Annotated in this window: 13 protein-coding genes and 2 tRNA genes; 14 read left to right on the top strand and 1 reads right to left on the bottom strand. The window is 33.7% G+C overall.

Annotated elements, in window-relative coordinates:
• Positions 1-394: GntR family transcriptional regulator (locus Q7P22_RS12930; RefSeq protein WP_303864798.1), on the top strand; the 394-nt coding region annotated here is incomplete at its 5' end.
• 132 nt (positions 395-526) lie between these two features.
• On the opposite strand, the gene lspA is transcribed toward Q7P22_RS12930, so the two are convergent.
• Positions 527-979: a signal peptidase II gene (gene lspA, locus Q7P22_RS12935; protein ID WP_303864799.1), complete on the bottom strand. Its 453-nt coding sequence runs from the start codon at positions 977-979 to the stop codon at positions 527-529.
• A gap of 178 nt (positions 980-1,157) precedes the next feature.
• On the opposite strand from lspA, the gene Q7P22_RS12940 reads away from it, so the two are divergent.
• The 13 genes from Q7P22_RS12940 to Q7P22_RS13000 all read left to right on the top strand — a co-directional run bounded on the left by Q7P22_RS12940 (position 1,158) and on the right by Q7P22_RS13000 (position 14,091).
• Complete coding sequence (locus Q7P22_RS12940; RefSeq protein WP_303864801.1) at positions 1,158-2,336, top strand: AI-2E family transporter; 1,179 nt, start codon at positions 1,158-1,160, stop codon at positions 2,334-2,336.
• A gap of 78 nt (positions 2,337-2,414) precedes the next feature.
• Complete coding sequence (gene tyrS / locus Q7P22_RS12945; RefSeq protein WP_303864803.1) at positions 2,415-3,650, top strand: tyrosine--tRNA ligase; 1,236 nt, start codon at positions 2,415-2,417, stop codon at positions 3,648-3,650.
• A gap of 107 nt (positions 3,651-3,757) precedes the next feature.
• Complete coding sequence (gene hisS / locus Q7P22_RS12950) at positions 3,758-4,999, top strand: histidine--tRNA ligase (protein WP_303864805.1); 1,242 nt, start codon at positions 3,758-3,760, stop codon at positions 4,997-4,999.
• 317 nt (positions 5,000-5,316) lie between these two features.
• Positions 5,317-6,444, top strand: coding sequence for a class I SAM-dependent RNA methyltransferase (locus Q7P22_RS12955; RefSeq protein WP_303864807.1), 1,128 nt, complete (start codon positions 5,317-5,319; stop codon positions 6,442-6,444).
• Between the two features lie 392 nt (positions 6,445-6,836).
• Complete coding sequence (locus Q7P22_RS12960) at positions 6,837-7,772, top strand: DUF4474 domain-containing protein (protein WP_303864809.1); 936 nt, start codon at positions 6,837-6,839, stop codon at positions 7,770-7,772.
• 323 nt (positions 7,773-8,095) lie between these two features.
• Positions 8,096-9,001 carry a stage II sporulation protein R gene (spoIIR, locus tag Q7P22_RS12965; RefSeq protein WP_303864811.1) on the top strand — a complete coding sequence of 302 codons (906 nt, stop codon included), beginning with the start codon at positions 8,096-8,098 and terminating at the stop codon, positions 8,999-9,001.
• 209 nt (positions 9,002-9,210) lie between these two features.
• Positions 9,211-10,524, top strand: coding sequence for a sensor histidine kinase (locus Q7P22_RS12970; RefSeq protein ID WP_303864813.1), 1,314 nt, complete (start codon positions 9,211-9,213; stop codon positions 10,522-10,524).
• Positions 10,525-10,804: 280 nt separating this feature from the next.
• Positions 10,805-11,575 (top strand): FAD-dependent thymidylate synthase, encoded by a 771-nt coding sequence (thyX, locus tag Q7P22_RS12975; protein ID WP_303864815.1) that lies wholly within the window; start codon positions 10,805-10,807, stop codon positions 11,573-11,575.
• Positions 11,576-11,590: 15 nt separating this feature from the next.
• Positions 11,591-12,343 carry a 23S rRNA (guanosine(2251)-2'-O)-methyltransferase RlmB gene (gene rlmB, locus Q7P22_RS12980; protein WP_303864817.1) on the top strand — a complete coding sequence of 251 codons (753 nt, stop codon included), beginning with the start codon at positions 11,591-11,593 and terminating at the stop codon, positions 12,341-12,343.
• A 226-nt stretch (positions 12,344-12,569) separates the two neighbouring features.
• Complete coding sequence (locus Q7P22_RS12985) at positions 12,570-13,088, top strand: NYN domain-containing protein (protein ID WP_303864819.1); 519 nt, start codon at positions 12,570-12,572, stop codon at positions 13,086-13,088.
• A gap of 19 nt (positions 13,089-13,107) precedes the next feature.
• Entirely contained in the window at positions 13,108-13,764 is a 657-nt protein-coding gene (gene sigH, locus Q7P22_RS12990; RefSeq protein ID WP_303864820.1) for an RNA polymerase sporulation sigma factor SigH, read from the top strand.
• Positions 13,765-13,807: 43 nt separating this feature from the next.
• Positions 13,808-13,892 (top strand) — tRNA-Tyr (locus Q7P22_RS12995).
• 123 nt (positions 13,893-14,015) lie between these two features.
• Positions 14,016-14,091 (top strand) — tRNA-Thr (locus Q7P22_RS13000).
• Positions 14,092-14,286: the final 195 nt, after the last annotated feature.

Consider the following 14,286-nt stretch of genomic DNA (forward strand, 5'->3'; position numbering starts at 1 on the left):
AAAAAAAGCAGCTCAAAATGCGAAACCAGAGGAAATTGAAAGATTGGAAAGTTCTTTAATCCATTTTGAAGAAGCTGCTACTAAGAAGAATATAATTGATCTGATCCATTACGATACGGAATTTCACGACATTATATATAAGGCTGCTCAAAACTGCAAATTAATGCAAATGATTAATAATCTTCGAGAACAGGTTCAAAGGTACAGGGTTGCTTACTTTACTCAAATGAACAACACAGGATTACTATTAAAAGAGCATAAAGAAATGCTCAATGCCATTAAAGATAAAGATGGAAATCTAGCAAGGACAATTGCAGAAAGCCATATTGCGACAACAGAAGAGCTTATCGTAATCATGGAGCAAAAGAACGAGCTAAAAAATTTAAAAGAATAGAAAAGCTCCTTTGGCGCTTTTGATTTTAAGTTGTAAGTAAAACCTTTTAGTTCACTGACTGTGAATGGTGTTTAGATTAAATGCATTATGTAAATAAAAAGCTTTCACTATACAAAAAGCGTAGCCCGTTGGCTACGCTTTTTCTTCGAGTAAAATGCATATAATTAATAAGATGGAGCCTACAACGATAAAAGTATCGGCCACGTTAAAAATGGCAAATTGAATAAAGCGAAATTCAAAAAAATCTACTACATAAGCAAATCTTATGCGATCGATTAGATTTCCTATTGCGCCTCCGATAACAAAAGTAAGAGCTAATGTCATCCATTGAAAACCTTTTTTCTCAATAATCATCTTTGACATATAAATTAATAAACAAATAATAAAAATTGATGTGACTATTGTTAATAAAGGGATTTTATTGGATAGAATACTAAATGCAGCTCCCGTATTCTCTGCATAAGTTAAATGAAAAATATTTTCTATAATAGGGATGGTAACCACATTTTTTACATGGGTTATAGCGAAGTATTTAGTGAATTGATCCAAAAGGATGATAGCGATAACAATTAAATAGTAATACATTTTGACCTCCGTATTTCCTTCGAATAGATTACATTTATAGATGATAAGGATACATTCTTTATTATACATGAATAGCTAGTATGATATAAAGTATAATATTAAAACCATAGGAACTTATAGGTGGATTATTTAATATAAAATTCGTATGGGATATAATAAAATGACATTAGGTGATAAATTGGATAAACTTAAGATAAAAGCAGAATTAAAGCCGTATTTGTATTTAGGTCTTACTCTATGCACGGTCTTATTGTTTTATAAAGTGGTTACAAATATTGGAACTTTAATGGATTTGATTAGAAAAGGAGTACGTTTTTTTGTTGATGTATTTAAACCTCTGTTTTGGGGATTGATTCTCTTTTATTTTTTAAAAAGACTTGTTACGCTTTTAGATAAAAGGTTTTTAAGAATTGGTTTCTTTAAAAAACATGTTAAATACAGTAGAATCATTTCTATACTGTTAGTCTATTTTTGTTTATTTTTTCTCGTATATTTGATACTCTTATTTATATTACCCCAAATATGGCAGAGTGTAAGGATTATAATTAGTGGAGTACCGAGCTATATTGGGAAGGTAGAAGACATCATCAGTAAACTCCAATTAGAGCAGTATATAAATTATTTTGTGAAGAATTCGCCTGCCACAAAAAGCTCACAAGGGGTAGCGTCTTCTCGGGGTATAGAAGACCTTTTATCTACTCTTTTAGGTGAGGGTAATTTAACCATACAAGATACTCTAACATATCTAATAGAAAGTGTAATAGGAGTAGGTAGTAAGCTCTTTCGATTGATATTATCTTTATTTTTATCTATATATTTATTGTTGGACAGCGAGGTTTTAGGTAGACAGATAACTACTGCCGTTAAAAGTATTATCTCCAAAGATACCTACCGTAAATGGACGAAAACATTAGGATTGATGGACGAAACTTTTTATAAATTTTTTATTGGAAAGATTTACTGTTCCATTTTTGTTGCATCTTTTGTTTTTGTTGGCTTAATTCTTCTTAGAGTACCTCATAGCTCATTGATTAGTCTGATTATCCTTGTGCTAAATATTATTCCTTACTTTGGCCCTATTGTAGGAGGAGCGATAGGCGTTCTTATTACATTATTTAATAGTCCTAGCAAAGTAGCATGGGTATTAGGTTTAGTCATACTTGTTGGACAATTAGAAGATAATCTACTAGGACCAAAAGTTTTAGGAAATCAAATAGGATTAAAGCCCTTTTGGATTATGATTTCTGTTATAATAGGTGGGGAAATATTTGGAATCGGGGGGATGTTTTTAGCTGTGCCAACCTTTGCCATATTAAAGGTATTTATAGTAGAATGGATGACGAAAAGAAATGCGTAGAGTAAAAGTAGGTTTTAGAATCTTTTGCTATATTATTATAAAAAAGTAAAGTGCTTGTTAAAGTTTAGGAGGATTTTAATGGAAAATGTATTTGATATACTCAAAGAAAGAGGATTTATTGAACAATGTACTGATGAAGAAGCTATAAAGGAGCTATTAGGTAAAGAATCTGTAACTTTTTACATAGGTTTTGATCCAACAGCAGATAGCTTACATGTGGGTCACTTTCTTCAAATAATGGCTATGACCCATATGCAAAGAGCAGGTCATAAGCCGATAGCTTTATTAGGTGGTGGAACAACTACTATTGGGGACCCAACGGATAAAAGCGATATGAGAAAGATGCTCACCTTAGAACAGATTAATCACAATGCAGAGAACTTTAAAAAAGTATTTGAAAAATTCTTTGATTTTTCTGAGGATAAAGCCTTGATGGTAAACAATGCTGACTGGCTATTGTCTTTAAATTATATTGAGTTCTTGAGAGATGTGGGCGTTCATTTTTCTGTAAACCGTATGCTTCAAGCAGAATGTTATAAGTCTCGGATGGAAAAAGGTCTTACTTTCTTAGAATTTAACTACATGTTAATGCAGTCATATGATTTTTATGAAATGTTTGAAAAATACAATTGCAAGATGCAATTAGGTGGAAATGATCAATGGTCTAATATTATAGGAGGAGTAGAGCTTATTCGAAAAAAATTAAGCGGACAAGCATATGGTATGACGTTCTCTCTATTAACGACTAGTGAAGGAAAGAAGATGGGTAAGACAGAAAAGGGAGCACTATGGTTAGATTCAGCAAAGACCAGTCCTTATGAATTCTACCAATATTGGAGAAATATCAATGATCCAGATGTGGAGAAATGCTTAGCATTATTGACATTTTTACCTATGGAACAAGTTCGAGAATTAGGCGCATTACAAGGCTCTGAAATCAACAAGGCTAAAGAAATATTAGCGTACGAAGTGACAAAAATTATTCACGGTGAAGAAGAAGCTACAAGAGCGCAAGAAGCTGCAAGAAGCCTTTTTGCTAATAATGCATCCAAAAGCGCTGATATGCCCAAAACAATAGTAGAGAAAAGCACAATAGAAAACCATATTGGAATATTAGACCTTATGCAACAAGCTGGCCTGATTAAGAGCAAAAGCGAGGGCAGAAGACTAGTAGAGCAAGGAGGGGTATCTGTAAATGACGAAAAAGTTCAAGATATCAACCGTCAAATTACAATGTCTGATTTAGATGAAGATGGACAGTTGATTATTAAAAAGGGTAAGAAAGTATATCACCAAATAAAGATTGAGCAGTAATTAAAAGTGAAAAATTTAAAGAATAAAGTGTATATTAACAATGGTTTGATTATAGTTTGACAATTGTTAAAATTGCTTTCATCATATACCAGAAAGGAGTGTATCCATTGAGTATACACACGAATCCTGTAAGAGGAACTAGGGATATTCTTCCTCGAGAAATGGAGCTTAGAGATAAACTACAAGAAAAAATATTACAAATATATCGCTCTCATGGATTTGAGAGAATCGAGACGCCCATTTTAGAGAACCTTGATTTGTTAATGAATAGTGAAGGTGGAGAAAACCTGAAGATGTTGTTTACTATCCTAAAAAGAGGTGAGAAACTCGATGTTCATGAAGAATCTACCATAAAGGATTTATGTGATACAGGTCTTCGATATGATTTAACTCTGCCTCTTAGTCGTTTTTTTGCAAACAATAAAAATGCTCTTGAATTTCCCTTTAAAGCCATTCAAATTGACAATGTCTTTCGAGCAGAAAGACCTCAAAAGGGAAGATTTAGATCTTTTAAACAATGTGACATAGATATTATAGGTGAAGAGACGCAAGTTGCAGAAATTGAATTGATTCATACTACTGCAAAAGCTTTAGGTGAAATAGGATTTAAAGATTTTGTAGTAAGAATCAATGACCGCAGAATTTTAAGCAGCATGATCACTTCGGCAGGTTTCAAGCCAGAGGATGTCTCATCTATAAGCATTGTCTTAGATAAACTAGATAAAATAGGACAAGATGGTGTAGCGAAAGAACTTATAGAAAAAGGCTATAATGATCAAGGTGTAAAGGACATACTCCACTCTTTTACAACACTAAGTGAAGATAACTTGGATAAAATTGAAGGAGATGAAGGCGTAAAGAATAGCTTGTTGCAGGTTATAAGAGCTGCAAGGGAGCTGTCTAGTGGGCAGTATGAAATTGTATTTGATCCTACACTAGTAAGAGGGATGGGATACTATACAGGACAAATTTTTGAAATTACTTATGGACCTTACGGCTTTTCCATAGCTGGAGGCGGTCGATACGATAATATGATCGGCAATATTTCCAAAGAATCTATTCCAGCAGTAGGCTTTTCTATAGGGTTTGAACGTATCATAACAATACTCCTAGAAGAGCAGTGTATTGCCCAGGAAATCAACAAAAAAGTTGCCTTTTTGTACCATCCTGAGGAAAATTATATCGATATAATTAAAAAAGCAGATGAATTTAGAAAGAACGGTTACATGGTAACGACCTTAATAGCAAAGAAGAAGATGAATAAACAGATTAATGCGCTGAAGGACTCAGATTATAGTTATTTGTTTGTCTATGGGAAAGATGAGGGACTACGAGAAATTGACAACTAAGCTGGTAAGACGATAAGCAAATATGCGATGGATGTCGCGATGAACATGGAACACTGAATAGTTAACAAGTAGGTCGCATATTTGTACTGTTCAGTGTTTATTATTCAATGTTCAATGAAAATCTTATCTTTTATGAATTGCTATAAAGTTTTTAAAACATACTATGTACACCTTTATGGTTTGAATGTAAAGAAACTTTGCCGCAAGTCACAGCTTCGACTTTTTTTGCCGCTTGGCTAGACAAATGAAGTGCTATTTCCAGCTATAAAAAACCGTCACTACTTTTAACGACTGTTATTACTTATTAGGAGAATAAAATGAAAAAACTTGAACTAATTGCAACTTGTACTTTTGGCTTAGAGGGAATTCTAAAAGAGGAAATAGTAAAATTAGGATTTGAAGATATTGTAACGAGCAATGGCCGGGTCGAATTTAGCGGTGGAGAAGATGCTATAGCTATTGCAAATTTATGGCTGCGGACAGCTGATAGGGTATTGGTGAAGATTGGGAAGTTTAATGCCACTACTTTTGACGAACTCTTTGAGAAGACAAAATCTTGTTCATGGGAACAGTGGATTACCAAAGATGGGCGTTTTCCTGTAGCGAAAGCTACTTCTGTAAAGTCAAAATTATTTAGCAAGTCAGATTGTCAGAGCATCGTGAAAAAGGCCATTGTAGAAAGATTAAAACAAAAATATAAAATTAACTGGTTCGAGGAGAGTGGTGAAAACTATCCTGTATTTGTAAATATTTTAAAGGATGAAGTAACCTTGTCTATAGACTCTTCTGGAGTAGGTCTTCACAAAAGAGGTTATCGAGCAAAGGGAAATGAAGCACCTCTAAAAGAGACTCTTGCAGCAGCAATTGTCTTTTTATCTCATTGGAAATCTGAAAGACAGTTAGCAGACCCCTTTTGTGGTTCGGGAACGTTGCTCATTGAAGCTGCACTAATGGGCAAAAACATTGCACCTGGAATCAATAGGACTTTTTCTAGCGAAACCTGGAACGGTCAAATGAAGAGATGCTACTCAAAGACAAGAGAAGCAGCGAAAGAGATGATTGAAAGGGATGAGTTTAGATTACTAGGCTCTGATATTGATAGACATTCCATCCAATTAGCTATGGAAAATGCAAAACTAGCAGGTGTAGATGATGTAATAGCATTTCAAAAATTAGATGTTTCAGAATTTAGTTCCAGTAAAAGAGCCGGAACAATCATTACCAACCCTCCTTATGGAGAAAGACTTTCAACAAAAAGAGAAGTAGAGGAATTATACCGAACTATGGGAAAAACATTTGAAAAATTAGATGATTGGTCTTACTTTATTCTGACAGGGCATCTGAATTTTGAACGATACTTCGGTAAGAGAGCTACGAAGAATAGAAAGCTGTACAATGGTAATATACTAACTTATTTGTATCAATACTACGGCGGGAAAAAATAATTTAGAATTATTTGATCGCTATGGCGAGAATTTCAGCTATTATTTCCCTTATAATAGTACTGTGATTTATAGTGTGATGCCTTGTCCACCATAATAGATAGCTCTGATACTAAGGGTGTATTTCATGAAATGTAAATAAAAAATAGAAAAGAGTATATTTAAAAAGCGAAAGCGTTTTTTGATTTTAAATTCTCAGTCATAAATAGTTGTGTGCAAAGCACACAACTCACCACCTTGAATACTATGGTATAAATAGCATTTAGGTGGTGATTTTTATTTTTAGTCGTGTATGTAGATATATTGTATCTTTTATATGTATTCTAAGTGGATTTTTATTATCTTCAGGCAATCTATTCCTATGGGAGAGGGTATACGCTTTAGAAAGCAATCTTGTGAACCATTCGTATAGCTATGAGAGTACTGAAATACTGATTGTCGTTCTCCTTGCAATTTTAGGAGCTTTCTTAGGAAGAGTTGCTCTCTCAAAGAAACAGGCACCCCCTAAGGAAATTGACGACAAAGATGAATGGAGGGAATTGGCATCAGCTGCTGGGTATCTATACGATGAAAAGCAAGACATCTTTTATACAAAATTAGATGCGTGGCAAAGAGATATGGGGTACTGTCGACTGTATGATGAAGCTTGTGCTCCTCTTAATCTAATTGTAGATTCTGAACCCATCTATTTCGAATACGGTAATAAAAGGTGGCTTATTCAATTTTGGAAGGGCCAATATGGAATGGCTCTAGGGTGTGAAATTGGCGTATACAATACAGAAGGACCTGATATTGATATACCTGGTTTATTTAATGGCACTTTTTTTCATACAGTAAGAGATGAAGAAATGCTTCAAATGACCGTACGTTTAGAAAAACAAGGAAGAAAATTATTTTCGCGGCATGGAAGACATTGGTGGCATACTGGATTTATAGTAGGTGAGTTCGGTGAGCCATGGGAGCTCGTTATGCATACGGATATTACTTTTCCAAATAATCAAATGAGAGATGCATTTATTGGTGGGTTAAAGAGGAGAGGATACAAAGATAATGAGATAAAGGTAAAGGGCAATCGAGTTTTACTGAAATTTGATCAACCATATAGTGAACAGCCTATAAGTAGAGTAAAAATGACAGATGGCATTATTCAGAGTAAAAATAAATTGCTTTGTAACAAATACGTTGACCTTACATCAGATTATGATACTTTCCCAGAAAAGATATCCGCCCTTCAAAAAAAATCTCCAGAGCTTTATAATGTTGCTCTTATATTAGGAAAACCAGTATTGCTGTTTAAGTCCTTTGATAAGATTAAAGGGCACCTTAAATAAGAGAAACGATTGGACAGAAAAATCGTAGGAGCTAAAAGTAGTATGAGGAAAGCTAAAGGCCAGCTATTAGCTACCAGTATGCGTGGGTCAAGTTAATGCAACGAATATTGAGTTTACATGGTAAAATCATATTATGATTTTTTGCTACTTTATAAGTAGCTTAATAAGACCATTTAGGACGACCCCAATACATGGTAGCTGATGGCTGATGATTAAATTTTCCGATGTTTTCTCATGGATTAAAAAATATTTTTAATTTCGTGTATAATTTGGTGAATTCGGGTTCATACTCCTAACATAAGAAATAAAGGGGCCGATTATATATGAAAAAGATAATAGCATGTGGGTTAATCCTGCTTGTATTAAGCAGTGTTTTTGTCGTAAATACATATTCAAAAGAAGCAAGTTTAGATCTTTTTATTTTAGAAAGTAAGGTATTAAGTTCTAATGATTTAGCAAAAAAACTAGTTCGTTTTCACGTTATTGCAAATAGTGATACTGAAGTCGATCAACAAGTAAAACTAAAAGTAAAAGACGATGTACTAGAGTACATGATTCCTAAATTAGAAGCATCGACATCAAAAGACGAGACCATAAACATCATAAATAAAAACAGCAAAAAAATTCAGCATATTGCTGAAGAAACTTTGCGTACATATAATATGGACAATGATGTGTCTGTAGAATTAGAAACTACGTTTTTTCCTACAAAATACTACAAAGACTTTTCCTTGCCAGCTGGAGATTATTTAGCTCTTAGGGTCATTCTAGGGAGTGGGCAAGGAAAGAATTGGTGGTGTGTATTATTTCCACCATTATGTTTAGTAGATGTGCAAACGGAGACGTCAACAGAAGAGGAACAAGAAAACAGTAAGCTATTGGCAAAGGATTCTCTAAAAAGTAACGATAGTATAGAAGAATTGCAAGATAAAGAGAGAACAGAATCTAAAGAGTATTCTCATCAAAATAGTATTAGTGAAGAGAAGATAATAAAAAATGAAAGTGTAAGAAAATATTCCAAAACGATAGTACAGGATGAAGGATTTTCTAAAGAAGAAAATCAAGGGGAGGTTCAATATAAATACAATAAAGATGGTAAGAAGATGGTTCAAGAGCAACAATGCGACGAAGTTTCATCTAATGAAAGAAGTATTGAAGTAAGCAGTTCAAATCATAGTACTCCAAAAATACGGTGGAAGACATTGGAAATGTTGGGATTCTACAACTAGCAGCTTCAATGGTTAATATATAGGTAACTAAGTAAAAAGGAGCTATTGCACTAGCATTTAAAAAACGTTAGTGGGATAGCCTCTTTTTATTGAAAAGGGAAATAATGATAAATATAAGGAAAGGGGTGATTTACAAATTCATTCACTTACTTTAAAATGAGACTATAGACACATTAAAATATATTATCCGTTGAAAAGGGGGGATTGGAATGAACATGGAATGGCAGATTGCTGGTTTTATGGTTTTTTTTGTAGAATCTATGATTCTTTTTAAGTATTTAAATGGGCAATTTACAGCAAAATATCATCATAATTTTAATCTGCTATATGTTTTGCTCATTACGGTCATGGGTTTTTTTTTGAGGCAATTTGCTATTATAGGAACGATTCTTTCTTACCTAGCTATATTTATTCTCATTAATTTTATTTATTTTAATACAATTCAACAAAAAGTAGTCGCATTAGGTACTTTTATGCTCTTAAATATAGCCATAGAAAATGTGGTCATGTTATTATTTGTCGCCATATTCGATGTAAATATGACAGAAATTACGCAAGTTTCCCTTATAAGCATTGGCGCAATTGTCATTTCTAAAATGTTGTTATTTTTAATTATTACGTACCTTGTGCATAGAAAAACAAAAAAATTACTTTCTTTAAGAGTTCAAATTAGTAAGTTGACCAGTGTAAAAATTGTCTTATTTCTTATTCTGATCAATTTTCTTTTGATTTTAATTATTGATATTTATACTACTGTTCCACTACAAACGAATATTCGATTATATTTATTGATATTAACCAATGTTTCTATTTGTGTATTATCTGTACATATTTATGAATTGCTTATAAAAGCATCAGAAGCGCAAATAGAATTAAAGCTTTTACTACAAAAAAAAGAAGCAGAACAAAAGTACAATCAAGAATTAGGTGTAGCAGTAGACAGTATAAGGGCAATTAAGCACGATATGTCAAATCACTTATCTGTTATTAGCGCATGCATCGACTGTGAGGATTACGAAAAGGCAAAACATTATATTCATAAGATTACAGAGCCGATTAATTCCGTTAACTACCTTCTTAATATTGACCACTCGGTGATAGCTTCGATTTTATATGTAAAAAATATGCTCGCGAAAAAGAAAGAGATTGCATTTGACACAGAAATCGACATTTACGATAATGTGTTAATAGATGATGTGGATCTTACAATATTACTAGGCAATATCCTAGATAATTCTATTGAAGCATGTGAAAAAATAGCGAATGAAGAAAAAAAAATAAGCTTATATATAGAAAGCGAAAAAGACTTCTTCTTTCTGGATTGTACCAATACGATAGATCAAGAAAAGGTTCAGTATAAAGACAAAAAATTATCTACTACAAAGAAAGATAGATCAAATCATGGTTTTGGTTTAAAAAATATCCAAGCTGTTGTAGATAAATACGAAGGAAGTAAAAACATCGTCATTACAGAAGAGGATTTTACTATAGAAATTGTTTTAAAAAATATAAAGAAAAGTTAATAGCCTAAATTTTGTGATATAATATTCGCATCAGCAGATTGGATCGCAGAGCTCAGGACATTTTTTGTGCTTGCACAAAAAAATGATATGAGTTCTATGAGCAAGTGCCAACGACCTCAACTGCAGAGCAGTTGAGGCAATCTGCGGCAAGAAGAGAAAAAGCAAAATAATAACTCGAACTATATTATTAGGTACAACTTAAATCAGCAGATTGGATCGCAGAGCTCAGGACATTTTTTCTTGTAAACAAAGTAAAGACTAAAGATTTTGGAGGAATAAAATGCAGGAACAATTAAAGGTCATCCTCTTATCACATACGCCAGAGCCGGAAAAAATAATTTCGGCGGCGGCAAAACTATGCTACTCAAACTCGGGAATTGACCACATATTAAAGGATTTGACGGAAGACAAGATAAACCAATTTTTGACCATGCTTATGGATATGGGACATGCTTCACCTATAGAACATGTAAGCTTTACCTTTGGAATAGAAGGCGTATCAAGGAGTTTGACTCATCAATTAGTCAGGCATCGATTAGCTAGCTACAGCCAAAAATCCCAGAGATACGTAAGAGAAGGTCAATTTAGCTATATTATACCACCTGAAATTGAAAAAAATGAAGAAGCAAAAGAGATCTATATTCACGCTATGGAAGAGCAACAAAGAGCATATGATCAATTGGTCACTGTTTTACAGAAAAAGCATATGGAAGAAATAAAGGGACAATATAAGAGTGAGAAAAAAGCACTTCCTATAGCGGAAAAAGCAGCCATAGAAGATGCAAGGTATGTACTACCTAATGCATGTGAAACAAAAATAGTAGCGACTATGAACACAAGAGAATTACTTCATTTCTTTAATCAAAGATGTTGTAATAGAGCTCAGTGGGAAATCAGAGAGCTGGCCACTCAAATGCTTATACTAGTTAAAAAAGTTGCCCCAATACTATTTAAAAATGCAGGCCCTAGTTGCGTTAATGGTCCTTGCCCTGAGGGGAAAATGACTTGTGGACGTATAGTGGAAGTGAGAGAAAAATTTGAGAAAATGTAAAAGGATGGATTGCATTTGAATACAAACAAACCCTTAAAGGGGACAAGGCAAATAGAAGGTAAAAATCCAATAGTCGAAGCTCTTAAATCGGATGTAAGTATTGAAAAGATTATGGTGGCGAAGGGTAGAAGAGAGACTGGAGCACAAGAGCTGTTTGAATTAGCAAAGGAAAAGAAAATAAAGATACAACAAGTGGATCGTAAGAAACTAGACTTTACGAGTAAAACTGGAAATCATCAAGGAATTATTGCAATTGCCACTGAGTATGAATACGCTGAAATAGAAGATATCTTAGAAAGCGCTAAGGTCAAGGGAGAGTCTCCTTTAGTGGTGATTCTAGATAAGATAACAGATCCTCATAATTTTGGAGCCATTATTCGTACGGCAAATGCTTGTGGAGTACATGGCATTATCATACCTAAAAATCGCTCTGTAGATATTAGTCCCATTGCCATAAAGGCTTCAGCAGGTGCTATTGAGCACATGCCTGTTTGTAAAGTAACCAATTTAACCCAGACAATAAAGGAGTTAAAAGAAAAAGGATTTTGGATTGCTGGAGCGGAAATGGAAGGACAAAAATATTATGAAAGTGATTTCAAAGGTTCCATGGCAATTGTTATAGGCAATGAAGGTGAAGGGATTAGTAGATTGGTAAAAGACGAATGCGATTTTCTAGTCTCCATTCCAATGTACGGTGAAATAGAATCCCTAAACGCTTCTGTAGCAACTGGAATACTGCTTAGCGAAGCGGCAAAACAGCGGAATTAGTTCTGAAATGTAAGTTATAGGCGTAGGTTGCAGACTTCTTTCCTTATAGTCGTCACGAGCCTCACCAACCTTAGTGGGGGTAGTGCCACTCAATTTATCCTGCCTTTGGTAAGATAAATTGGGTACTACCTTCAGTTCTAAGTAAAAGAAAAAATGGTCATCGAAGGTGACTAATCACTTAGAATTTGGAACATATAGCGTAGAGCTTATGCGGAAGGAATGCATAATGATGAAGACATACTTAATTATAGATGGTTATAATATTGTTAATCAATGGGCAGATTTGAAGGAAATAGCAAAAGAAAGTTTAGAAGATGCTAGGACTAAACTCATATCAGAGATACAAAGTTATGCAAAATTAAAGAATTATTATTTTATAATTGTGTTTGACGCCTACAATATTAATGATAGAATAAAGCAAGAAGTATTTGAAAATGGCTCTGTAATATTTACTCAGAAACATCAGACAGCAGATAGCTATATTGAAAAATTAGTCTATGATATGCCTAAAGTTTACGAGATTTACGTAGTTACTTCTGATTTTACATTGCAGAGGATGATAATGGGAAGCGGAGCAAACCGCATCACGGCTTTGGAATTAGAAAAAGATCTTTATTTCGCAAAGAAAACATCTATGAAAAAAACAGAAGCACAATATCATAAGGAAAGAAACCATCTCGAAAAAAGCCTAGATGTTAATATTATAAATAAATTAGATAAAATTAGACGGGGACAAGCAGAATAGCATTATAGGAGGAATATCTGTGAACGCAAATTTACTTCAAGTTGAAAACGTTTTATCAAACTATCCAGACGAGAAATTAGCCTTGATGTCAAGGGAAGGAGATAGAGAAGCTGAAGAATTGTTGTTCGAAAGGTATCGGAATTTTGTCAAAGTAAAAACCAGTTCGTTTTTTTTAGTAGGTGCAGATAAAGAGGATATCATCCAAGAGGGAATGATCGGATTATTTAAAAGTATTCGAGATTTTAATCCTGAACGGTGTGTTTCTTTTAGGGCTTTCGCAGAGTTATGTATACAAAGGCAGATTATTTCAGCGGTAAAGGCATCTACAAGGCAAAAACATAATCCTTTAAATTCATCCATTTCTTTGGATATGCCTATTTATAATGAAAAGTCTCATATGTCATTAATAGATGCTATAATCAATGAACAAGATGCGGGTCCTGAGGCGATCATCATCGGCCGTGAGCAAGCGGGGGATATTGAAGAAAAGATATATAAAGTTCTAAGTGAACTTGAACGAACGGTACTGCTAAGTTATATTAATGGAAAGAGTTATTATGAAATTGCAAGGGATTTAGATAAACAAGTAAAATGTATTGACAATGCATTGCAAAGAGTAAAGCGAAAATTAGAAAATTATTTAAAAGAAACATTAATTGAAGACATGCATACTTAATTGTTGACATAAAAATTTAATTTTAGTATTATAATTTACATGTGGTGGGGTTCCCGAGTGGCCAAAGGGAACAGACTGTAAATCTGTCGGCTCAGCCTTCGATGGTTCGAATCCATCTCCCACCACCAGTTAAATAATAAAAAATGAATAATGGATGGATAATAATGTGTTATGATTGCTTTTGTTGACAGAATGTCCTCTTTAAGCAATGAGTTATTTTATATTCACTATTAATTATTCATTAAATACGTGCCCATGTAGCTCAGTAGGTAGAGCACCACCATGGTAAGGTGGGGGTCGTCGGTTCGATTCCGGCCATGGGCTCCAGTATAGTTCTAAGTTGTAAGTTGTACGTTCTATGTAAAACCATTTTATCGACATCAGAGGATTTAAATTTTTTTATTGTTGTAGATTTGTTAATTAATTAGAACTTAGAACTTAAAACTTAGAACTTAAAACTGTTATTAAGGAGGAATAAAAAATGGGAAAAGCTAAATACGAGAGAAGTAAACCTCACGTAAA

The sequence above is a fragment of the Alkalibaculum bacchi genome, assembly GCF_937875145.1.
GTDB classification, from domain to species: Bacteria; Bacillota; Clostridia; order Eubacteriales; family Alkalibacteraceae; genus Alkalibaculum; species Alkalibaculum bacchi_A.

Excerpts from the sequence above, each read along its gene's own strand:
- lspA (WP_303864799.1), bottom strand. The coding sequence starts at position 979 with ATGTATTACTATTTAATTGTTATCGCTATCATCCTTTTGGATCAATTC.
- tyrS (WP_303864803.1), top strand. The coding sequence starts at position 2,415 with ATGGAAAATGTATTTGATATACTCAAAGAAAGAGGATTTATTGAACAA.
- Q7P22_RS12955 (WP_303864807.1), top strand. The coding sequence starts at position 5,317 with ATGAAAAAACTTGAACTAATTGCAACTTGTACTTTTGGCTTAGAGGGA.
- spoIIR (WP_303864811.1), top strand. The coding sequence starts at position 8,096 with ATGAAAAAGATAATAGCATGTGGGTTAATCCTGCTTGTATTAAGCAGT.
- Q7P22_RS12970 (WP_303864813.1), top strand. The coding sequence starts at position 9,211 with ATGAACATGGAATGGCAGATTGCTGGTTTTATGGTTTTTTTTGTAGAA.
- thyX (WP_303864815.1), top strand. The coding sequence starts at position 10,805 with ATGCAGGAACAATTAAAGGTCATCCTCTTATCACATACGCCAGAGCCG.
- Q7P22_RS12985 (WP_303864819.1), top strand. The coding sequence starts at position 12,570 with ATGATGAAGACATACTTAATTATAGATGGTTATAATATTGTTAATCAA.